Consider the following 23005-nt stretch of genomic DNA (forward strand, 5'->3'; position numbering starts at 1 on the left):
CCATCGGCTGCGCGGCAACGCCCCCCGCTGCTCTTCCTCGTCGACCAGCTCGAACAGGTGTGGACAGTCGACGCCGACAGCCACGCCCTGGTCACCGGGCTCCTGCTCGCCGCCAAGCACGTGACGGGCCGCTACGGCCGGGCCGTACGGACCGCCCTGTTCATCCGCGCCGACATCTACGACACTCTCGACTTCAGCGACGGAGACAAGTTCCACGGCGACGAGATCCGCATCACCTGGACCCACGACGGACTCAAGGACATTGCGCTGGCTAGGGCCCGCGCCTCACTCGACGCCGAACTCACAGCCGACCAGCTGTGGGAGCAGCTGTTCCCGCCGAGCGTGCGGGGCGAGCCGACCGCCGAGTACCTCTTCGCGCGCGCCCTGCCGCGCCCGAGGGACGCGATCCAATTCCTCAACGCCTGCCGGAGCGTGGCCGACGAGCGGGGCGGGCTCGCCATCACGGAGGAGGACGTGCTCGCGGCGTACGGGCGCTTTTCCCGCTGAAAGCTGCAGGATCTCGCCAAGGAGTACCTCGTCAACCATCCCTTCATGCGGTCGCTGTTCCCACTGTTCGCAAACAGCGGATACGCCATCCCACCTCGGCTGAATTCGCCGACGTCGCCAGGCGGTTCGAGGTCCTCGCCGACGAGCTGGCTCGGACCGGACTCGTCGGCCACCCCGTGACCCGGCGTCTACAGGACGAGGCGAGGGCCCTGCTCCGCACGTCTGGCGGTGCGGTGGGTAGCGGCCAGGGATCGAGCTCGGGGGGGCTGACGACTCGGGGGCTGACCAAGCCACCTCAGTACATCCGTGTCACCGCCCCCGAAGCCTCCTCCGGCGGCGTGCGCCGCTGCCAGTCCTGTGCCAGCTCCGTGGGGAAGCGGCGTCCGCTGCGGGCCAGCACGACCCCCTCGGTCAGTTCCAGTTCGTCACCGCCGCGGAACTCCCGCCGCGAACCCTTGGCGACGTCCTGCCACAGCCCGGGGCCCGCCTTTCCGGCGGTCGCCCGCCAGCGGGTGCCGTAACTGCTCAGGTCCTCGACGTGTACGACACCTCCCGTGACCCGGAGTTCCACGTGCGCCCGGCTGATACCGACGGCACGCTCGTCGGGCACCAGGCCGTGCAGGGCGATGCCCCCGGGTCCCGGGCGGCGGCCGATCCGTACCGTCGAGCCGTCCTCCAGCGTGAAGCGCGCCAAGCAGGCGCCGTCGAGCACCAGCTTCACCTGCGCCGTGGCCGTGCGGGGCCCGTCGTCGACCAGCGCGAGGCTGTGCAGGTCACAGGTCGGCACGCCGCCGCGCATGCGGGGCAGCATCATGGACGATCCCTTGCGGGTGTTGTAGAGCGTGCATCGGCGGTCCGGGCAGCGCCAGTTGCGGCGGACCACCTCGGAGCGGGGGGCGTGCCGCGGCCCGAGCAGGCCCTGCTTCTTCAGGACCGTCTCCTCGGACTTGCGGGAGATCTGCGCGTCGCTCGCCACGCCCATGTCCAGGGGCGTGAGTCGGACCGTGCCGTCGGGACCGGGGACCGGCTGGAGGAAGTCGTCGGTGTTGCCCTGCAGGAAGGGGAACTCCACGCGGGCGTCCCGGTAGTAGTCGTAGGTGATGACGGGGATGCCGGTCATCTCGCACAGTTCCAGGACGCGCCCGTCGGCGTCCTCTAGCTCTTCGACGAGGCCCCGTCGCACCCAGTCCCGCAGCACGCGCACGTCCGCCGGATCGTTGAACTCGTCGCGGCCGCCCGCGCGCAGACTGCGGTCGGCCACCAGGAACAGCTTGACGTCCGGGTCGCGGGCCAGCTCCGCGGCGGCGTCGACGACCAGGGTAAGCCGGCGCAGCGAGCGCAGACCGGGTTCGCCGATGTCCCTCCGGCGCACGACGGGTGACAGGTCGACGAGGAAGCATGCCTCCTCGAAGTCCGCCGTCAGGTGCTTCTCCACAGGTTTGCCCCGATTCCTCGAAACTGCCCACGCGGCGGGCTGATGTGATGTTAATTACCTTACGAGGGGCCATTATTGGCGATTCGCGTAGCGCGTGGACACCCGTTGGGGAAACGGGTGCGCCGGTGTAGGCGAGCTGGACTTGAACCGTGGGGGCGCTTGTGTCCGAGTGGGGTTCGTTCGTGGACGAGTCGCCGCCGTCGGGAGGCGGTCCGCCGTCGTCTCCGTCTCCGTCGTCTCCATCGGCCGCGAACCACGAGTGGGGATTCTACGAACCGGAGCCCGAACCCCAGTCCGAACCCGGAACCGGCCGGTCGCCCTCGGCCGCCGTGGACACGGATCCCGTCTGGGGAGTCTACGAGCCCGAACCCGGGACCGGCCCGTCCCCCTCACCCGCAGTGGACGCGGATCCCGGCTGGGGCTTCGACGCCCCCTCCGCCGCGAGCGCGCCATCGCCGCCCTCCCCTCCGGCGGGTGTGTCGACGCCCTCGCCGGAGGTCGTCGCGTCCCTGCTGACCGTCGGCGAGACCCTGTGGGCCCACGTCGACGGCCCCGTCGCGGTCCTCGGCTCGGGCTGTCCGGTCACCGCCGTGTACGACGGCGAGCCCGACGGCTTCAGCGGGTGGCGCCCGGTCACGGTGGTCGACCCCGCCAGGCTCACCGTGCGCCCGGTACCGCTGTCGCTGGGCGAACCGCCCATCGGTGCCACCACGTCCGTCGCCGAGCTTTACTCCGACCTCGAGCCGTCGTCCGCCACCGAGCCCTTCCGGGCGGCACCCTTCCCGGTCGGCCAGGGGCCCGACCTGGACGCCGTGCTGAGCCGGGCGGTGGCGGAGGAACGCGAGCGGGTGCGCGTGGAGGCCGCCGCCGCGGCGCACCGGGCTGAGGCTCAACTAAACCTGGCAAAAAGGGAGTTGGCGGAACGAACCGAGCTCGCCGAACGGCATGCCCGGATCCGCGAGGAGCAGGCGCAAAGCGAGGTGCGGCGCACCCAGCAGGAGGCCGTCCAGCAGGTGTCCGCCGCCCAGGCGCAGATTGCCGCGGCCCGTGACCAGTTCAACCAGGCCCAGCAGCAATGGCAGCTCCGGACCCGGCAGGCGGAGGCCGAGCGGACGCGCATGACCCGCGAGCTGGACCGGGCGAAAAGCGCGGGCGCACAACGCCTCGTGCTGGTCGGCGTGCTCGCCGTGCTCGCGGTCGTCCTGACCTTCGTATTCAAGGGGGCATGACGCGATGGAGTCACCGCTGAGCGGAACCCCGGCCGACGAGGACACCTCCGAGACCTCAAGCACCTCAAGCACCTCGGACCCTGAGGACACCGTGGAGACCCCCCTGCCGCCGGAACCGGCCCAGGAAGCCGACACGGACGGGGACGCACCCGAGTTCATGGCCGTCGCCGTCCCCGAGATCGCCGTGCGCTGGAACCAGGAACTGGCGCCCACCCTGCGGGACGGCATCGTCGAGCACGACAGCCTCGACCGTGCCGATCTCCTCGACGAACTGCCCTCGTTGTGGCCGACGGTGGACGCCGCCCTGGCCCGGGTCGGCCCCGGCTGCCTGGTCACCGAGTCTGTACGGCACGACGTGTACGAGGGCTGGCAAGTGGCCGCGTTGCCGCGCTACGACCTCGACGGCGGCATCGAGCTGCGCGACCGGCGCGACGGAGCACCGCAGCTGCGGGACCGGCGCGCCCTCGTGCAGGCGCTGGTGGACGCGGTTGCCGACCGGCCCTGCCTCGACCTGCGGGACGCCCTGAACCTGCTCGACGTGTTCGCGGGCACCTTCCCGCCCGGCCTGGACGCCGTTTGCCGCCGACTGCTCGGCCACGACCTGCGCCAGGGGCTGGCCGTCGGCATGGCGCCGCTGCACGAGGCCCTCGGACGCCGTGCGGCGGGCCGCGTCTCGGCCACCTGCTACCAGGAGAGCGCGGTGGGCTCCCGCAAGGCTAAGGGCGACCCGGCCACCGATAACGAGGACGCGGCCAGCGCCCTGCGCGGCCCGTCCGGCACCGTGCGCTGTGCCGTCTTCGACGGCGTGACGGGAGACGGCGACGGCTCCGGCGCCAGGGCCTCCCGGGCCGCGCTGGAGCAGGCCATGCGCCGCTGGGCGAGGGAGGAGGACCTGTCGCCGCGGGAGCTGGTCGCCGAACTCGACGCGGCCGTCGGCCGCGCCACCGAGGGCAGCGCCACGGCCGTCCTGGCGACCGTGCGCCCGGATGGTGCGGCGTCGGTGGTGTCCGTCGGCGACTCGGAGGCCTGGCTCGTACGACCGCTGCGCACCCCGCCGCGCGACGAGCCGCACGGAACGGCCCGGGGGCGCGAACTGCCATACGCTGCCTGGAAGCTGACTCCGGCCCACACTGGCTACGCGGAGCTGCTGCGGGGCAGCCCGGACGCCGAGGGCGAGGAGTCCTCGCTGGTCAACTTCCTCGGCGGGGGCGGTGGCCTGGGCCGATGGGCCCACAGCATCTTCGAGTTGGCCCCGGGCGACCTCCTCCTGCTCGCCTCGGACGGGGCCACGGAATCGGGACGGGAGCGCTGGTTCGGAGCGGTACTCGCCGAACTGGCCACGCAACTCGACGCGTCGGGGCGCCCGCCCGCCCCCGCGCTCGCCGCCGCTCTCGTCCAGCGGGCAGAGGCTCTGGGCGGCTGGGACAACGCCACGGCACTGGTGTGTGCGATCGGAGAGGCGAAACGCGTATGACCGAGGACATCAAGATCGCGGCCGACCGCCACGAGGCGCACATCGGCGAGGAGTTCGTGGTGTCGATAGCGCCGCCCGTGCTGCGCCGCACCTCGCGGGTCAGCGACGGCGTCGCCTACGTCATCGCTGTGGACGACAGCTGGTCGATGGCGATCAGGGCCGACTCCAAGTCCGAGGAGTTCGCCGACGAGAGCGACCCGGACGACCTCAGCCGCAAGGACGTGGCACATTCCGGCGTCCGTGAACTGGCGGCCGCGCTGCCGCACGGCGCCCGTGTCGACGTGATCACCTTCGCGCAGAACTCCGGACTGCGCTTCTCCGGCACCGCGGGGGAGCTGCTGCGTAAGGGCAGCTGGGACGGCAACCCCGAGAACGAGCGTGGCTGGACCAACATCGACGGCGCCCTCCACAGCGCGTACGAACGACTGGAACAGCATCGGGCGGGCTCCCGCCGGGTCGTGCTGCTCAGCGACGGGTTGCCCAACTTCGGCGAGACCGATCCGGGGCGACTGGCCACGATCGCCCGGGATGCCGCCGACCGGGAACTGCACACCGACGTCATCGGAATCGGCGCGGGCGCCGACTACGAACTCCTGGCGGGGCTCACGACGACGGGGAGGGCCGATCACGTTGCCTCGCGGACCAACGCCGCCGACGAGATGAAGCAGATCGCGGCGCGCCTCGCGGCGCACGGCAGAGACGTGGTGGTGGGCAGCGGCGAACTGTCGCTGGAGATCAACCCGTACTTCCAGGTGCTGGGCGTCTACCAGATCGACCCGACACGCCGCCGGCTCGACGGCGTCCTGGCCGACGGTGGCGGACGCCGCCCCAGCGAGGTCCGTCTCACCCTGGGGGCCATCGCCGAGGGGTACGACGGACAGCCGTTCTTCGCGCTGAAACTCCGGGCGCCCGGGCGGGTCAGTGCGGGATCGGTCCCCGTGCTCAAGGCAACCGGACGGATCGGATCGGGGTCCGAGGCGCGGGAGTTGATCCCGGGGAGGTTCGAACTGCGGACGGTGAACAACCCGTTGGCGCCGAACATTCGACCCGAGTACGCGCGCGCGGTCGCGGCCGCCGATCTGGACCGGGAGATCAGCGACCGTGCCGCCGCGGCCGACTCGGACGGTGAGCGGCAGCGGATTTTCGAAGAGGGCGTGGAACGCGCCCGCCGCGTCCAGGCCCCCGATCTCGCGGCCGCCTACCAGCAGGCGAGCGGCGGTCTGCGGGAGGGTCTGCAGACGAAGGACGTGCTCAACGAGTCGCGTGCGACGTCCAGCCGCAGCTCCACCAGGAACAAGCGGGACTGGTTCCAGGACATCCCGGTGGAGATGCCTGACGAGATCCGGGCCCGCCGCCGGCGACGCAGCCTGGACGACGACGATGACGACGAAGCAGGTGCGTACGGGGCCGCGGCAGCCGACAGCCCGTACGCCGGGAGTTCCTACGGCGGCGCTTCGTACCGCGACGGCGTCTACCGAGGCGGCGTCCACGGCGGCGGGTCCGGAGGCGACCCGCACGGCGAGGCCTCCGGTGGATCGTACGGCGACGGTGCGGACGCGCGCACCCGGCCCCCGGCGCCCGGGCAGGGTCCGGAATGAGCGCTCCCGGCGTGATCATCGACGCCTCCAACGTCGCCGCGACCAGAAAGAGGCCCTGGCCGTTCTCGCGGGTCGTCGATGTACGGGAGGCATGGATGCGCCACAACCCTGGTACCACTGCCGTGGCTGTCCTCGACGCCAGCGTCCGGCCCGTCCTCGACGACCAGCACCTCGTCGAACTGGCCGAACAAGAACACTGGCTGGAGGTCCACCAGGGCGACGCCGACGACCGGATCCTCGCGCTGGCCGATCAGTTCGAGGCAGCCATCGTCTCCAGCGACAACTTCCGCTACGCGCGCCGCGAGTACGCCTGGCTCCAGGGCAACGGGTCGCGCGTGTGGAGCGTGCGCAGGATGCGCGGGCAGATTATGTTCAGCCCCCGCCAGCTCGGCGTGGCCAGCGACGAGGAGATAGAGCGCGACCGGCAGAAGAAGCTGACCAAGGCGGGCCTGCTGCGCCAGGACGCCGAGGAGCGGTTTCGCTGCTCCTCCGGGCTGGGCGGCTGTCTGCGCGGCGGCGAGGTGCTGCTGCCCCGGCAGGTCAACAAGGACGGCACCCGCTGGTACTGCCTCTCCTGCGGCTACGAGGCGGTCGAGATCATCGCCGAACCGCCCCTGCTCGACGACCTCGACGGCGGGCCCGTCCAGGTGACGGTCCAGCACGGCTACTCGGTCCGGTGCACGATCACCGTGCCGTCCGACGGCCTGACCCTGGGCAGGGCCACGCGCAGCCGCGCCGACATCACCGACGTCACCGAGGATCTCGGCCGGGACCAGGTCGACGAGATATCCCGCACCCATGTGCGGATCTTTCTGGACGACGACGGGAGGCCACTGGTCGAGCACGTCCCGGAGCAGGACCAGAACGCCTCGTTCCTCAACCCGGAGCTGGACTTCGCAGGTCGGCCTAAGTCCGGCCGGCTCGCCACCGCACTGCCGTACGCCTTGGAGGACGGCGACGAAGTGCACCTCGGGCCGGGCACGGTCCGGCTGCGCATCGGTTTCGGGGGGGATCAGTGAGCGGGTTCACACCGGGCTGGATCCAGGCCGAAACCGGCGACGAGCACGGCTCGCCGCGCAGGGCCTGGATCCCCGCCGACTTCGGTGCGGACGGCAGGTTCGTCACGCGCGACCTGCTCGCCACGGCGGGGCAGGGATACATCGTGCTCGCCGAGGACCGCTGGTCCGGCGGCGAGGTCGTGATCAAGGGCATGTGGTGGTCGGAGACGGCCCTGGACGACCCCCGCCTGGTCCAGAACGCCCTGTCCGTCCAGCAGGCCCAACGCCGGCAGGGGCTGAAGGCCGTCCGCCAGGCCACTCAGCTCACCCAGCAGTGCCCGGTCGTCATCAGCGTGGAGTCACAGCCCTCCCCATCCCTGACGGCCGCCAGTCGGCATCCGGATCCGGTCCCGCCAGAGAGCTTCCTGGTGCAGCAGTTCATCGGCCAGCGGGGCGGCGCCTCGCGCAACCTGCAAAAGGACATCGAGGTCAGGGCCGAGGAACAGCGTCGGTTCACCGAGGACGAACTCCTGGACCTGGCCGAGCAGTTGTGCAACACCCTCGCCGCCCTGCACCGCGAACGGCACAGCGACAGGACCTCGTCCAAGGGCTGGATCCATGCCGACATCAAGCCGGAGAACATCCTCGTCCTCGGCCCGCCGGCACGCTATGTGCTGATCGACTACGACGCCGCCGTACAGGTCGGCGACCACATCTCCACCACCACCCAGGCGTACGCGCCTCCCGGCCAGGAAGGTTCCGACGAGGCTGGCGAGCTGCGCGAGGCACACGTGCGGTTCGACATCTACATGCTTGGCGCCACCCTCGCGCACGCGGCCGCGCTGAAACGGCTCGATGCGCAGCAGTACCGCCAGCTGTACGCGGAGGACCGCGAGGCGAGCGCCCACGGCCGGAAATACCTCACTTCCCTCGGCTACGGACCGGTGCTCACCAACGCCCTCGCCACCTGTCTGTCGGCGCGCAAGTTCCGGCTGGCCACCGTCGACCGGGTCCGTATCGACCTCGCCCGCGCGCGCAGCGCCACCGTCCTGCAGTCCGCGCTCCGCACGCTGGGAGGCCGGTCCTGATGACCACCGCCAACGCCACGCACGGCATGCTCCTCACCCGTATCCCCGGCCGTTCCGGGCGCTTCTGGGAGCCGCACACCGTGCAGTTGCGCCCCGGACACCTGCGCTCGGCGGCCGCCGCCGAGATCCGGGCCACCCGCATGGTCAAGGACGAGGACGAGGACGTCTACGGCGCCCTGCGCGTCTTCCCGAACCGCAGGCAACGCGGTCAGGCGGCCGCACTGCTCGCCGCTGGCAACCCCGTCACGCCCGCCCTCCTCGACCTGGTCGACCACCCCGGTCTACCGCCCGCGCTGATCACGGCCTGGGCCCCCGGCGCCTCCTCCGTGCCGCTGCGCGCCCTGCGCGAACGCGACGACCTTGACGCCATGCTGGCCGCCGGGCACCGCTGGACGCCGACTGGGGCGCTACGGACACTGGTTCCGCTCGGGCGCGCTCTGGACGACATGGCGCGCGCCGGATTTGTCCCGATCGAGCTGTCGCCCGACCACCTCGTGGTGAACTCCGGCTCGATGATGATGGCGGGCATCGGCCGGCACGGCTACATCCCCTCGGAGGGCCGGATGCCCGGTGCCCAGGGGATGTCGCTGCCGACCGCGCTGCTGCTCGGCAGTGACCTGCCGACTGCGGGCACCGGGAAGGACGCGTTCGCCCGGTGGCGGGAGGTCCAGGTCCGCGCGCTGACGCGGCTCGCGGGCTGGATGGCCTGCGGACTGCCGCCCGGCGCCTGGGGTTCGGTGGATGGCCCGGCCGACCTCGGCGCTTATCTGCGGGCGGCCGGCTTCCGCCGCGTCCCGGCACTGCGGCCCGGTCGGCTCGCCGACACCCTCGCCCGGGAGGCCCGCGAGGAAGAACAGGCCCACGCCGAAGCCGACATCAGCGAGGCGCGGGCCCTGCTTCTCTACGACGACGTGGCGCAGTACAGCGGCGGCTCCCGCCGGGAGATCAACCCCGAGGCGCTGCGTCTGGCCCTGCTGCACGACCACGGCCCGAAGGTGATCGCCCTGGCCGCCTTCGACGACCGACGGCTCAACACACGCGTCGCGACACTGCTGTCCGGCGCGGGCTGGGTGTTGGTGCGGCCGGACGAGCTGATGAACCGGGTCTGCCTGGTCGCGTCGGCCGCGTCGCACGCCCGCGTGGTGATCGCTGGCCGGATCGGCGCCGCCGACCTGCGCCGTGTCCAGAGGGAGAGCGCCCGGAGCGTCGAGCAGGTCGACCCCGAGGACCTCTCGCTGACCGCGTCGAAGATCGCTGGCATGCGCGCCGACCAACTGCCGTACCTCACGGACCCGGCCCTGGAACAGTACACGGAGGAAATCCTCCAGGACCCGAGTGTTCCGGCCGCACGCCGGCGCAGCACCGGCCAGGCAATCCGCCGGCGTACCTTCGCCGCGGGCTGGACCCTCAAACTCGGCGGCGCCGACCGCATGCGCCCGCGTGAGCGCGGCACGCTGCTGGACCGGATGGCCGACTGCTTCGGCACCAACACCGAGCTACTGGTGGCGGTCCGGGCCCGGCAGAACGCACCCGGCCTGCGCAAACGCAACCGTCAACTCGACGACGCCGGAATGCGTCGACTGGTGACGGCCCTGTCGGGCGTGCCCCGGTCCGGTTTCCGGGACTGCCTGATGTCGGCGCTGCTCGGTCCCGCAGAGGAGGACCTGTACGGGGAGGCCACGCGCCGTCTGCTGCCCGTGGCGGGCCGGCTCGCCGACATCTTCGACGCTCGCCGACCGGTCGGTCCTGACGCGCTGCCGATGGACGACGCGCTGCGGCAGCGCCCCGGCATCCGCCGCGTCGGCCTGTACGGGCGGCTGTGCACGGCCGTACCCGAGGTGGTGCCGGAGCGGTTGGCGGCCGCTGTCACCCAGATGGACGACACTCTGGTCTCACTGCTCTCCCAGATCCCCGCCCCGAGCCTCCAGTTCCTCGCAGGCCGTCTGGAGGACCCGAAACTCCTCGACCTGCTGAGGCCCCACCTCCAGGGCGATGACCTGGACCTCCTGGCCCGGTACACCCCACAGATGTGGCGGCGGCTGCTCGAAGGGCTGCGCCAGCCCCAGCACTTGGGCGTGCTCGGTCTGGGCTGGGTGCAGGTCGTGGAGCAAGACGTCACCGGGGCGGTGGACGCCCGCGTGCTGTCCCAGATCGCAGCCGACGCGGATGTCTCCGGGCACGACACGGTGCGCGCCCTGCTCGGCACGGCTCCCGCCGACTGGCCGGTCGTCTGTGCCCACCCGGCCCTCTCCGCCCGCTGGCTGGCCGAACAGGGCGCCTTGGACATCGCCGAGATCGTCGCGAGCTTCCCCGACACCCGAGCGGCCCTCGCGGAGTACGGCACCGATGGCTTGCGGCACGCCCTGGAACTCGGGCTGGACCAGCTGTCCATGAGCCGGATCAAGGGGTATGCCGACGGGATCGGCCGTACGGCGGACGAGGTCCTCACCGCCTTCCAGGAACGCGGCTTCGAACACGCCGAGCAGACCGAGCCGTTGGACACGGCGGCCGCGGTCGCCTGGTCGCGCTGGCAGATGGGGCGCGGTGAGGAACTGGACTGGGCCCTCGGCAACGTCATCTCCCGCCCCGGCAAGATCCGTACCTGGGCCGTGTACGGGCCCCGGCTGGAGCAGCGGGTCGCCGCCGCCGTCATGGGCCCGGGAGCGGTTCCGGAGACGGCCGACGCACTGGCCGCCGACCCGGTCCTGCTGCCCCTGCTGGCCATCCTGAGTAGCCCCGACCAGCGCACCGCCCTGCTGCGGCTCTACGCCGTCGAGCGCGAGGCCACCCTCGATCCCCGCGCGCGCCGCGAACTGCCGCTGATCCTGTCCGCCGCCGACCCCGCACAGGCGCTGCGGACCCTGCTGCGCGACGGACTGGGCGTGGTGGCACAGCAGTTCGCCGAGCGGCACGGCCTCAGCCCCGAACAGCGCCGCATGCTCGCCGAACTGGCACCGCTCACCAGCGAGCTGGCGGCCCGCTCCCTGGAGTCCGTGCTGCAGGCCGGTGCCCGGTTCGGCCCGCGGGTAGCGGTCACCGCGGCCGTCGTCGAGCAGCGCCTGCCGGGCAGCGCCGAGGAGGTGTCGGTCTGGGGCCCACGCTGGCTGCCCCTGCTCGCCGGCGGTTCCGGACCGCGCGTACTGCGGCTGCTGGTGGAGCAGCGCGCGAAGCACGGGGCCCGCGCCGGAGTACTCACCCCCTGGCTGCTGGCGGCGGGGGAGGACGGGCTCGCGCTGGTCGAGCGGTTCGGTTCCGACGCGCTGGACCTGGTCCTCGCCACCGAGGCGGCGCCGGCCGAGGCCCGCCTACTTGGCGAGCTGCTGATGCTGCCCGGCTCCGGACCCACCCTCTACGGCCTGGTCACCGGCTACGGCCTCCCACCGGAAACCTGGTCGCGCACGGCTCGGATGCTGGCCAGCGGCGAGCATCCGGAGCGGATCCTGCTCAGACTGTGGAGCAGCGCGCCCGCCCGATGACGTTGCTCTTGCCGAATACCTCTTCCACGCAGGTGGGATGGCGTTTGGGTGTTGGCCGAGGCCGATCGAGTCGCCGGTATCGCGCGGCGCCGGTTGGCGCGGCATGATGATCGGTCGTGCTGCTGAGACTGGCATACCTGGGTGTGACGAACGCGTTCGCGATGCTGCGACTGGCGCCGATGAGCGACCGGGTGAAAGATGTCGAGATCCTCGCTCTGCGCCACCAGATCGGCGTTCTGGAAGGGCAGCTGAACGGGCAGCAGGTCCGGTTCGGCGCGAGCAACCGGGCGTTTTTTGGCGTCGTTCCTCCATGCCCTGCCACGGGAAGTGCTGCGCCGTATGCGGCTGCTGGTGCGGCCGGACAGGGTACTGCGCTGGCACCGCAACGTCATCGCCCGCCGACACGCTTCCCAGTCCCGGCCGAAGCGCGGAGGCCGGCCCCGCACCGTGCACTCGATCCAGGGCTGGTGCTGCGCCTGACCAGGGGAAATCCAAGTTTGGGCTCCTTCGAAGGATCCGCACCCATATCGACTGGCCTGACGAGGCATCAGGCTTACTGTGGCTTACGGGGAGCGCCTCCGTGTCCGCGCCTGCAGGCCGAGCTCGTCGCCGTTGATTGGGGCGGCGAGGAGTCGGCGGAGTTGCATTGGTGATGACTGTCAGTGGGTGGCAGTACCGTCGGAGCATGACTGCATGGCCGCCAATCGATCGTGACGATCTTCGTAGGGCACGCGGTGACGCGGGCTTCGATACGGTGCTCCCGTTGCTGGTCAGGCGCTTGATAGCGGAGACCGCAAGTGGGCTGGAATCCTTGGACATGCCGGGAGGCTCCGGCACTGCGGTTGGAGGTTTTGACGGCATCGTCACAACGTCGGGACCGTCGGCGTTCGTGCCGCAGGGAACGTCGGTGTGGGAGTTGTCCATTGGCGGCGGCAACGGCAAGGCCGATGACGACTACGGGAAGAGGACTCAGGGGCCGAGCGGGCTCCTGCCCGAAGACGTTACCTATGTGCAAGTCGTTCTCGACACGTGGAGAGACAGCCGAAACTGGGCCGCGCGTCACACAGGGGATGGCCGGTGGCGGGAGGTACGCGGCTACAACCTTGACGGGATCGACCTCTGGTTGGAGCAGGCGCCCGCCACTACGGCATGGCTTGCTGCCCGGCTGAGGAAGGCGCTGCCGGGTGTGCGGTCTCTGCAATCGTGGTGGACTGACACCTGGCTCCGTTCGACGCGGGTTCCCCTGGACCAGGCGGTGGTGCTGGCCGGGCGAGAGAGAGCGGCTGCCGACTTCCGTGCCGTACTCACCACCGGGCGGTCGGTCATCGCACTAGGCGGTGATCTACGCCCCGACGAGGTTTGTGCCTTCGTAGCCGCAGCCCTGGAAGAGGATGGCATCCTGAGCTCAAGCCAGGTAGGGGCCCGGGTGCTGTTCGTTTCCAACAGGGACAGCCTCGACCAACTGGGGGCGCAGCGCCAGCCCTTGATCTTGGTCCTCGCAGACCCGGCGCTCGCACGAGACCTTCCACAGCACCCTCATCAACTTGTGTGGGCGGCGATGCCCGGAGGCCCGTGCGACGTGACGGTGCCCAGGCTCCACAGCCAGGCCATCGAGTCCCTGCTGCAGTCCGACGGCATGCCGTACGAACGTGCGGCCCGGTTCGGCACGCTCGGTCGCCGCAGCCTTCTGGCGCTGCGGCGCGCCTTGGCCCACCACCCGGAGCCGCTCACACCGGCACAGGTCTTGACGCACGACATGGTCCGCCGTCGGTTGCTCTTGCTGAATTCCTGGAACGGGGACAGTCGGGAAGACCGCCGTGTGGTCGGTCAGTGTCTGGGCCTTGAGTACGAAGCGTTGCAGGAACGAGCCCGGGAGCTCGCTGTCGGCGCCGACATTCCCTTCCTCGGCAACCTGGAAGAAATGTGGCACGTGCTCGCCGTCGAGGATGCATGGACCTTGCTTGGTACATCCCTCACCAGCGACGACTTCCACGCCTTCCGAACGGCAGCCTTGGAGGTACTGACTGAAACGGACCCGACTCTCGCCCTTGATCCGGCCGAGAGGTGGAAGGCCGGGTTGGTAGGCGCGAGGCGGCGCTCCTCAGAGACCCTCCGCTCAGGGCTCGCCCAGTCGCTCGCCCTCCTGGGCTCCATGGGTGAGGAACTGAGAGGCCCAGTAGGCGTCACGGGGGATCGATGGGCACGGCTGGTCGTCCGGGATCTACTGCAACATGCCAACGCCGATGACACATACAGCTTGTGGCGCTCCCTGGGCGACGTGCTCACTCTGCTGGCTGAAGCTGCCCCGGAGGAGTTCATAGAAGCGATGCACCAGGGGCTCAGCGGCACAACGCCACTTCACGCTGGCATGTTCACCGACAGTCAGCCAAACAGTATGGGGCTGGGACCGAGCTCTCCTCACACACGGTTTCTGTTCGCTCTGGAAATCTTGGCATGGTCTCCGGAGCACCTCGATGACGTAGTGGACGTACTGACCGCGCTGGCCGTCGTGGATCCGGGCGGCCGGCTCTCGAATCGTCCGCTTGCGAGTCTGGTGGGGATCCTCAGCGCATGGGCTCCCAACACCACCGCCCGCCCCGAGGACCGCATCAGAGTGATCCAACGCCTGATGCGCAGGCACCCGGCAGTCGGCCGTAAGTTGCTCCTTCAGCTCATTCCTGACGGTCACGCGGTACAAATGGTCCACCCTGGTCCGCGTTTCCGTGACTGGAAAATCAACATCGCCGTAACTCCCCATGATCGATGGAGTGTTACGACAGCCGTTGCCGACCTGCTCCTCGACGAACTCAGCGCCGCGCCCGAGCTGTATGTGGACCTGATCGATAAGATCGACGATCTGCCTCCCAAGCACCGCGCTGAGGTCGCGCGACGACTGACCGAGCTGGCCGACGGTCCGGAAGATGACGCTCAGCGTGCGGTTCTCCACCATGCGCTGCGCGATCAGATCTCACGGCACGAGGAGTATTCCGACACCGCCTGGGCCCTTCCCGCAGATGAGCTTCGACCACTCCAAGCCGCGTGTAAGGCGCTGGAGCCGCAGGATCCGGTGCAGCGGCACGCCTGGCTGTTCCAAGCCCACTGGATCACGCTCGGCGACATCAAGCGCCGTGACAACTTCGCCGCATACGACGCTGAAATCCTCGCCCGGCGGGCTACGGCGGTCGGGGAGACCCTCGCGAACGGAGGACTGGCAGCCCTCGTAGAACTGGCCTCCGCAACAGAGTTCGCGGACCTCGTGGGCATCGCTCTGGCAGAACACTCCGGAGACCATGACCAAGAGCTGCTGTCCTGGATCGAAGGGGACGACTCACCCGCCAGGGAGATTGCGGCAGGATACCTGCGCCGGCGCCTGTGGACCCAGGGGAATGAACTCCGCGACAGACTTCTCTCCCTCACTGAGGTTCCGCAGACTCAGGCAACGGTCCTGCGCCTCTCCCCGGAAGCAGCCAGCGCCTGGTCCAAACTCGACGAACTCAGCCCGGAAGTAGCAGGACATTACTGGCGTGAGTTCTCCTACTACGGACTCGGCTCGGACTTCCCGCGATCCCTTGACGCGGCACGGTCGCTGCTGAGCGCTGGACGTCCCGCAGCGGCACTGGACCTGATCCTCCTATACGACAGAAAGGCGGGCAGCGGCGCAGAGGCTGCTGAAATCGTCGTCACTGGACTTGAAAACCTCATCGCAGCTACGCTGAATGATCCTGAGATCGGGCGCCTCAGTTCACGCTTCCAGGATCTCTTCGCATTACTGGCCCGGCACCACGAGCACATCGGGCGTCAACGCATCCTCAGCCTGGAGTGGCAACTCTTTCCTGCACTGGGGTTCGAGGCCGAGGCTCCAATCCTCCAGCAGACGCTTGTCGAGGACCCTGAGGCGTTCGCGGAACTGGTGACGTGGGCTTTCCGCTCCAGCACCAGCGAGGAGGACCTAGGCGATACCGTCGAGCCCGAGAACAGACGCAATATCGCGAGCCGCGCCTACAGAGTCCTGAGTGCTTTGCGTAGATGTCCCGGACTCACGGCCGACGGGATCCTCGACCCAGTCGTGCTGCGTACGTGGGTGATTACGGCACGGGCGGAACTGGCTGCCAGAGATCGTGCCAGGGCAGGTGACGTACAGATCGGCCAGGTACTTGCCTGCGCCCCGCGTGACCAGGATGACCTGCAGATACCAGAAACCGTCCGAGACCTACTCGAAGAGATCAACAGCAGTGATCTTGAACGAGGTCTCAGCATCGGTATCTACAACAAACGGGGGGTGACCAGCCGGGGACTCTTGGACGGCGGAGCGCAGGAGTCGGAGCTGGCCCGAGCCTTCCGGGAACAAGCCGAACGAGTACGCGTGTGGCCACGAACCAGGAAGTTGCTCAAAGCGCTGGCAGAGTCGTACGAAGCGGATGCCCGACGGGAGGACCAAGAGGCAGAGCGACGGCATCAGGGTCTGGAGTAGGCCCTGGTATTCGCTGTGGTGCAACACGGTGAGCAGCTATTGACGCCAAGGTCGTCGAGTTGGAAAGCGGCGAGAAGAGGAACGCCCCGAGCGAATGCACGGCGATGCCCAGTGGGAGAAGATCCCCGAGGCCGCGGTCGTAGGCACAGGTCTTGCTGCAGTTGTTGTGGCGGTGGCTATCGGAGTTTGGATGACCACGACGAACGGCATCAGTATGAACCTGTTCGTGGCTTACCTTTTTGTGGTCACGGTGGTAATAGGCCCGAAGAGCGCTTCGCAGTCGGCGGTGGAAAACGGTTCGTCGCTCATGCCCCACCGCCTGAGGAGTCAACCGCAGCGGCTGGCGGGCTTGTCACCGACATCGAGGCGAAGACCGTCCGCACCTGCTCGCGGACCTCACAGCGCAGCGGCGGCGCAGGAGAACGGCGGCTGGCCGCTAATATCGGTGTGGCCGACGACTCGCGGGCCATGGCTGGGGCGGGGATCGGACGGACCTGGTCGACGACCTCGGCGGGCGGGCCGGTGGCCTGCGGACGTGCTCGTGGAACTGCACGATGACCGTGTCGTCGAGGAGCGCGCGACGATTGGCGCCGGTCAACAGTCGGGCTTCGCGAGCCGGGCCGACACGAGCAGCGTCCGCAGGAACACGATCTGCTCCGGCCTCAACGGCGTTGCGGCAGCCGCGTTGGCCGCGGGGCCGAGGCGCTTCAGCGTGGTCGAACAGTGGGCCCTGGCTGATGTGTGCGCCTCCGAGGATTCAGGGGTGCAGCATGAGGGCGCATTCGTCGGGAATTTTCTGCAGGGGTTGGTCATGATCCTGCGGAGTTCCTGGACCAGCTCGGGAGGCGGATCTGGGGCTTCGGCTACATGTACACAGAGATAGGCAATGACCTCATCGCAGAGGACGAGACGGCGCCGCTCGGCGGGGGGGGGGTGATGGAAGGACAGCCGCCGCACGGGATTTTTCGTCCCTGGAACCAATACCATGAGTGCGAATCTGCCGATGGCTGTGGCGTTGCGCGAGCACTTCCCGCAGCACATGCGCACCTCTGCCTACGCCAAAGCGGACGGCCTCGCGGTCCTCTACGACCTCGCCGACGCACGGACCCGACTGATCCAGGCATCGTCGCCCCTCGCGTCTTTACGACTTGCGCGGCAGTAGCTCCTGAGAAGTTTTCCGCTTTCTGCGGTAAGGCGGCCGGATCTTCCCTCAAATCGTCACTTGCTTCAGCTGGCGGGCATATGGTTCGCGAGGTGGTATTGCATTGGCGGGGCACGGGAGACGCTCAGCAGGGTATGGCCGTGACCTGGCGGCTGAGGCAGCGGAAGTGGGAAGAGCGGGGAACGTGGTGACGTGGTTTGAGCGAATGGCGGCCGTGCCCGGCATGCATTTCACGGGTAGTCCTGGGGTTGTTCGCGAGGCGCTGTCAGAGGCACGTGTCCGCCCGGAGGCGTCGTACGGATCACCGATGTGGCCGACTGCTGAGGGAAGTACGTCGGCAACGCCAGCCAGCCGGCATGTGCCCATAGAGGCGAGCGGAGCGGACCTGGTCGCCCGGGTCTGGGAGGCGCTGGAGCTTCCCGGTGTGGCGATGGATTACCACTTCGTCCTGCAGGGTGCGGTTGACCGCATGTGGAGCGGTCGGCGCTCCTATCCGGAAGGGCTTGAGCTGCTTGAGGTGTTTGCGCTGCTGGACCTGGAGTTGATGGAGGCGGCCCCTCAGGCGGTGTCCTTCGACACCGGTCCCATCCCGGAGTCGTTCGTGCATGTGACGTCCGTGTCCCGGCTCATTGTGCTGCTGGAACGCGAAGGCGCTCTCGAAGAAGCTCTCGGCGTAGCAAAGCGGTTGGCCCGTTTCGGACAGGGCGAGGACGAGGTGGCCCAGCTGTCGGAGAAGGTCGGTGCGTTGGCGCAGGAAGCTGCGGTTGGCGGGGCTGCATGAGCACGGGACTGCACCATGTGATTCCTTCGGCCTCCTATCTGGAAGAGGCGTTCTTGCGCTGGGTGCTCGCTCCGGCTGCGGAGCGGGGCATCGTGGCGCACGTGCGCAGCCAGCATCCGGTGACGGTCAATGAACGCACCTACAGGTTGGACTACCTGATCTCAGGTGAGTCGCTGCAACTGGCCGTCGAGTTGGACGGGTTCACCTTCCACAGTGACCGGGGGGCCTTCACCTACGACAGGCTACGGCAGAACGACCTGGCTGCCACGGGGCTGACGGTGCTGCGGTTTTCCTATGATGCGGTGCGCCTGGACACCGCGCGCTGCGTTGCCCAGCTGCAGGCGATGCTGCGCCAGGATGCGGCGCTTGCGCCGTTAGTGGTCGCCGTACCGCGCATTGAGGTCCCGGAGATGGCGGGGGATCCCTTGCGGGCGGCCGATCCGCCTCTGGGCGCCCAGCCAGCGGCCGGTGGGTCCTACTTCACTGGTGTGCGCGCTTCGGTGGCGCGGGAGCCGTTGCGGGCGTGCCAGGACGAGGCTCTGGCCGCGCTGGCCAACTACTACGCGTCCGGAGGACGGCATGCGGCCACGGTGATGGCGGTCGGGGCCGGCAAGACCGCACTGGGAGTGGCGGCTGCGTTGTCCTTCAGCAGGCGGCGGGCGCTGGTGGTGACTCCGGGCTCGGTCATCCGCGGCACGTTCGCCAAGGCACTCGATCCGGGTATGCCGGGCAATGTTCTGTACGGTCTGGCGGGCGGCCCGCTGCTGCCGGGCGCGCGCCCGCCGGCCACGCTGGTCCTGGACAGGGACGACGGGCAGATCAGCCGGGTGAGCAGGCAGCGGCTGCTGGCCGCAGATGTGCTGGTGACGAACTTCCACGCGCTGGGCACTGGCGACAAGGATGGGGACCTGCTGGCCAAGCTGGAGCCGGAGGATGTCGACTTCATCGTCGTGGACGAGGCGCACATCGCGGCCAGCGCCTCCTACCAGAGGCTCTTCGCCCACTTCGAGGGTGCACGCACGCTGCTGATGTCGGCGTGTTTCCAGCGCCTGGACAGTAAACCGATCGACGCCGATGTCGTCTACCGCTACCGGCTGGTGGACTCCGTCGCGGACGGCTCGGCGAAGAACCTGCGTGTGCATCGGTTCGCCCCGGAAGTGGCGACGACGGTCTACGAGGCGGTGTGGCCCGACGGACGCCGCGAACAGATCGTGGGCCGTGATGCCTTGCTGGCCGCCCTGGAAGACGAGCGGAAGATGGCCCGTATCACAGCGCAGTCCGAGGCGTCGATCCGGCACGTGATGACCGTGACGCGGGCTTGTCTGGATGCGCAGGCCAAGTTGCTGGCCCCGGTCAAACCCCGGGCGCTGTTCGCGGCGATGGGTGAGGCCCATGCGCAGCAGATCGCCCGGATCGCTGAAGAGCACGGCATCCCGTGCGGCACGCTGCACCACAGCATGTCGGCCTCGACGATCAAAGCCACCCGGCGGCGTTTCGAGTCCGACGCGGGAGACCTGCAAGGCATCGTGCAGCTGCGGATGCTCGGCCAGGGCTACGACTTCCCGCCCATCACCGTGGTGGTGCCGGTGCGCCCGTATGGCAGCTTCGGCGAGTTCTACCAGTTCATCGGGCGTGGTGTGCGCGTATTGAGGCATCCCGGTCTGGCTGTCGATCAGCAGTACCTGGACGTGGTCTGCCATGCCGAACTCGGCCTGGAGGACCATCTGGAGGCCATGTGCGCGGACAACGACATGGATCCAGCAGTGTTGCTCGACGTTCCTCTGATCGACCCCGCCACGCTGGAGGTGGTACAGGACGGTGACGGCACGGGAGAGGCGGCCTCTGATGGCGAAGTCCCGGGCGGGGTTGATGCGTTCGTGCTGTACGAGCAGGGGCGTGTCGAACAGCGGGTGGTGCACGATCTGGGCCGGGTGGAAGCTCGGCGGGCGGAGCGGGAGATGCAGCTGATGGCCCAGTGCTACGCCGTCTACGCGCAAAACACCGCGACGCCGATGCCGTTTGAACAGTTCGTCGAGTACATGCGGAGGCTGACCGGTGGCCAGTGACGAGCCGCGCTGGTGGCAGCCTGTCATCGGCGCCTCCCCCGACGAGGGGCTTGCCTTGGAGGCGGCTGCCGGGCAGCACCAGCGCTTCGCGGAGCTCGACGCGCTCGCGGGCCGGCTGCTGGCCGCCGCACTGAGAGGCCAGCGAGTGGCCTCGGTGATCAGAGGCCAAGGACCACAGGCTGTGGACAGTGTTGAAGTGCTTGGGCTCAGCGGGTCGGAGAAGGCCTGGTGCGCTGAGAAGTTCGGAGTGCGGGAGCAACAGCAACGCGGTGCGTGGTACCTGCCGCAGAAGCTCTCCGTGAAGGCAGGAGCAGTCAACCTGCCGCATCTGCTGCGTGAACACCCCGCTCACGTGGTGACGTTGGCCACCGATGACACCGCCCGGGTCAGCGTTGTGGAGGGCGCGGACGCGGTACTGCTGTGGGCGCTGCTGGTGCCGTTGTTCGAGACGTTGTTGGAGCCGGTCCGGGTGCGGGCAACGGGACCGGCCGGGACCGTCGAAGACCAACAGAAGCAGTGGGCCGGTGTCGAGGAACGCTACCGTCTGCTGGGCTTGGGCCGGGATGCGCTCGAGGAGTTCCGCTTCGGTGGCGGCTGGCACCGGCTGGATCGGCGCGGGCAGCAACGCGCCCGCCTCCGGCTCCTGGACACCCTCACCGCCACTGATTCTCTGCAGCTCGTTACCCGTCACCGCATCCAGCAGACGCAGGCCCTGATGGCCGGCTTCGCCAAGAAGGCCAAGGCCGGTACCGCTCTGGCCAGGCGGGTCCTGACTCGGGCGCTGCAGCCGGTGGTCTCCGGCTACTTCGCCGGCGACTGGCTGACCGTACTGGACTACCTGCAGGCGCCACCGCACTCGGACGAGGAAGTCGTCACCGCGCTGCCTGAGCCGCGCTTGTACGTGGGGATGTCTGCCCAGGCAGCCGGCATGGCCGCCGAGGCGGGCATCCCGGAGGACGAAATCCATGCCATGCTTGCGGCCTTCCTCGGTGGCCCGACCTCCCTTTCCCCCGTCGAAGAACGTGCTGCAGCCCTGCGCGACTGGTGGACAGCCTTCGACCACACGCATGCTGTCCAAAGACCCGGCATGCGGCCGCTGTGGGGACTCGTCGACAACGAGCTCATGTCCTTCGCCTGGCAGGACGACCAGGGAATCACCCAGCAGCTGTACCGGCAGGTGCTGCCCGCCTCCAGCAACGAGCAGGTGGACCGCCTCTGGCAGTCGGTGACGCTGCAGCGCCACCCAGGCACCATCGTCAGCAACCCCCGGCCCCACCAGCTGATGGCCCAAACGCTCGGCCCCGCCTTGGAGTTCTGGCACGGTGTCGCGCTGACCGCCTGGTTCGTGTGCGAAGGCCCCTACTCCCGCGCCACTCTGTCTGGTGTGGCCGATTACTACAGCCGTCCCCTCGATGCGCTGCGTGCCGCTGGCTGTCCTGTCTCGCCGGATCTGTTCGAGGAACTGCGCATTGCTGAGCGGCATTTGGGACCGGAGGAGGAGATCGTCCGGGAGCGCAGGGAGCTACCGGTGGACACCGAGATCGGTTCCTTCGCTCTGACGATGAGTCACAGCAGCGGCAGCCGCCGCGAAGGGTTCGAGCGGGTGCGTGACATCGTCACCCGCCATCGCCGTGGCTGGGCGGAGCAGTATCTCGACGCCTACCTGAAGGGGCGGTGGCGCGCCGCGTTGGAAGACGTTGCCCGTGCCCATCACCGGTTCGTGGCCGCGAAGGGCAAGCCACCTACCTTGATCCAGTTCGCCCAATTCGCCACCAGCGCGGCCAACCAATGGACCGGCGGTGACCTCGGCGCCCTGTACACCGCGATCGGCGAGCCCGCTGCCGCCCAGCAACAGCGTCCGGCTCGTCTGCTTACGAGTGACGGCCACGTCTTCGCCGAGCGCGTCTACACCGCGCTCGGCGGCGCCGCCGTAGACAACGACCTCCGCATGAATCAGCCCGAAGAAGCCCAACGGCAGTGGCAGCTCAGCCGCCTGGCCGAGGAAAGCCTGCACTATGTGCAGCTCTACGAGGCCCTCGGACATCCGCCGACACCTAAACAGTTCGGCGCCCACCGCCTGGCCTGGCCCTGGCCCGGCGAAGAAGCTCAAGGCTGGCCCCTCTTCCAGGACACCCTCGCCGCGCTGACCGGTACCAGCCGACCCGCAGAGGCATCCGACGCGGATGCGGTCAAGGCTGCCCCAGAGTCTCAGCGCGAGGCCGGGAACGTGCTGGGCAAGGGCGCTAATGCCCATCTCTCATCCGAGCGGGTAATGGTGCGCGTCACCGCCACCGGTACGCCCGTTGATGTCTCCGCCGTCCTACTCACCCGCCACGGCAAGGTCCGCAGCGACCAGGACCTCGTCTTCTATAACCATCCCCACCACGACGGAGTCCGCACGGATGGCGACATCGTCACCGTGGAGCTGCCCGAGATTCCCGACGACATCCACACCGTGGCAGTCATCGCCAGCATCGACCTCGAATCCCAGCCCGTAGCTGTCTTCGACCAGCACTCCACATGGCGCGCGGACATCACCCAACCCTCCGGTGAAAGATTGTCCTTTGAGCCAGCTCCCTTCGTTTCGCGCGAGACCGTCGCTATCGCTGTGGAGGTCTATCGACTTTATTCGGGCTGGAAGGTGCGTGCTGTCGGCCAGGGCTACGACACCGGGCTGGCGGGCCTGGCCGCGGACTACGGCATCAACGTCGATTCCTAGT

The 23005-nt window shown here is 69.0% G+C and carries 13 protein-coding genes and 1 pseudogene; 13 read left to right on the forward strand and 1 reads right to left on the reverse strand.

Translation table 11 applies throughout. From position 1 onward, the window contains the following. Positions 1-57: 57 nt before the first annotated feature. Complete coding sequence (locus C6Y14_RS44920; RefSeq protein WP_225891025.1) at positions 58-507, forward strand: P-loop ATPase, Sll1717 family; 450 nt, start codon at positions 58-60, stop codon at positions 505-507. 295 nt (positions 508-802) lie between these two features. Here C6Y14_RS44920 and C6Y14_RS11870 read toward each other — a convergent pair whose 3' ends face one another. Next, on the reverse strand, positions 803-1942 hold the full coding sequence (locus C6Y14_RS11870) for an FHA domain-containing protein (RefSeq protein ID WP_107016566.1): 1140 nt from the start codon (positions 1940-1942) through the stop codon (positions 803-805). Between the two features lie 476 nt (positions 1943-2418). Between C6Y14_RS11870 and C6Y14_RS11875 the strand changes: the two genes are divergently transcribed. The 12 genes and pseudogenes from C6Y14_RS11875 (at position 2419) to C6Y14_RS11930 (ending at position 23004) form a co-directional block, all read left to right on the forward strand. Beyond that, entirely contained in the window at positions 2419-3171 is a 753-nt protein-coding gene (locus tag C6Y14_RS11875) for a hypothetical protein (RefSeq protein WP_159074213.1), read from the forward strand. Between the two features lie 4 nt (positions 3172-3175). After that, positions 3176-4645, forward strand: a complete 1470-nt coding sequence (locus C6Y14_RS11880; protein ID WP_107016568.1) for a SpoIIE family protein phosphatase — start codon at positions 3176-3178, stop codon at positions 4643-4645. Continuing rightward, on the forward strand, positions 4642-6243 hold the full coding sequence (locus C6Y14_RS11885) for a VWA domain-containing protein (RefSeq protein ID WP_107016569.1): 1602 nt from the start codon (positions 4642-4644) through the stop codon (positions 6241-6243). Before C6Y14_RS11880 ends, C6Y14_RS11885 begins: the two co-directional genes overlap by 4 nt. After that, complete coding sequence (locus C6Y14_RS11890; protein WP_107016570.1) at positions 6240-7262, forward strand: NYN domain-containing protein; 1023 nt, start codon at positions 6240-6242, stop codon at positions 7260-7262. The genes C6Y14_RS11885 and C6Y14_RS11890 overlap by 4 nt, the downstream gene beginning before the upstream one ends. Then, entirely contained in the window at positions 7259-8329 is a 1071-nt protein-coding gene (locus C6Y14_RS11895) for a protein kinase family protein (RefSeq protein ID WP_107016571.1), read from the forward strand. The genes C6Y14_RS11890 and C6Y14_RS11895 overlap by 4 nt, the downstream gene beginning before the upstream one ends. Further along, a complete protein-coding gene (locus C6Y14_RS11900) occupies positions 8329-11805 on the forward strand; it encodes a hypothetical protein (RefSeq protein ID WP_107016572.1) in 3477 nt (1158 codons plus the stop codon). The genes C6Y14_RS11895 and C6Y14_RS11900 overlap by 1 nt, the downstream gene beginning before the upstream one ends. Before the next feature lie 116 nt (positions 11806-11921). Beyond that, positions 11922-12308 (forward strand): annotated as a pseudogene (locus C6Y14_RS45845) (integrase); the annotation flags it as partial. Positions 12309-12490: 182 nt separating this feature from the next. Further along, positions 12491-16276: a hypothetical protein gene (locus C6Y14_RS11910; protein ID WP_159074214.1), complete on the forward strand. Its 3786-nt coding sequence runs from the start codon at positions 12491-12493 to the stop codon at positions 16274-16276. 985 nt (positions 16277-17261) lie between these two features. Continuing rightward, on the forward strand, positions 17262-17438 hold the full coding sequence (locus C6Y14_RS44035; protein ID WP_159074215.1) for a hypothetical protein: 177 nt from the start codon (positions 17262-17264) through the stop codon (positions 17436-17438). A gap of 358 nt (positions 17439-17796) precedes the next feature. Then, positions 17797-18219 (forward strand): hypothetical protein, encoded by a 423-nt coding sequence (locus tag C6Y14_RS11920; protein ID WP_225891026.1) that lies wholly within the window; start codon positions 17797-17799, stop codon positions 18217-18219. Then, positions 18216-20285: a DEAD/DEAH box helicase family protein gene (locus C6Y14_RS11925; protein ID WP_107016576.1), complete on the forward strand. Its 2070-nt coding sequence runs from the start codon at positions 18216-18218 to the stop codon at positions 20283-20285. Before C6Y14_RS11920 ends, C6Y14_RS11925 begins: the two co-directional genes overlap by 4 nt. Next, complete coding sequence (locus C6Y14_RS11930; RefSeq protein WP_107016577.1) at positions 20275-23004, forward strand: TerD family protein; 2730 nt, start codon at positions 20275-20277, stop codon at positions 23002-23004. Before C6Y14_RS11925 ends, C6Y14_RS11930 begins: the two co-directional genes overlap by 11 nt. The last annotated feature ends 1 nt before the right edge of the window (position 23005 follow it).

The organism is Streptomyces dioscori, from assembly GCF_003024195.1.
Classification (GTDB): domain Bacteria; phylum Actinomycetota; class Actinomycetes; order Streptomycetales; family Streptomycetaceae; genus Streptomyces; species Streptomyces dioscori.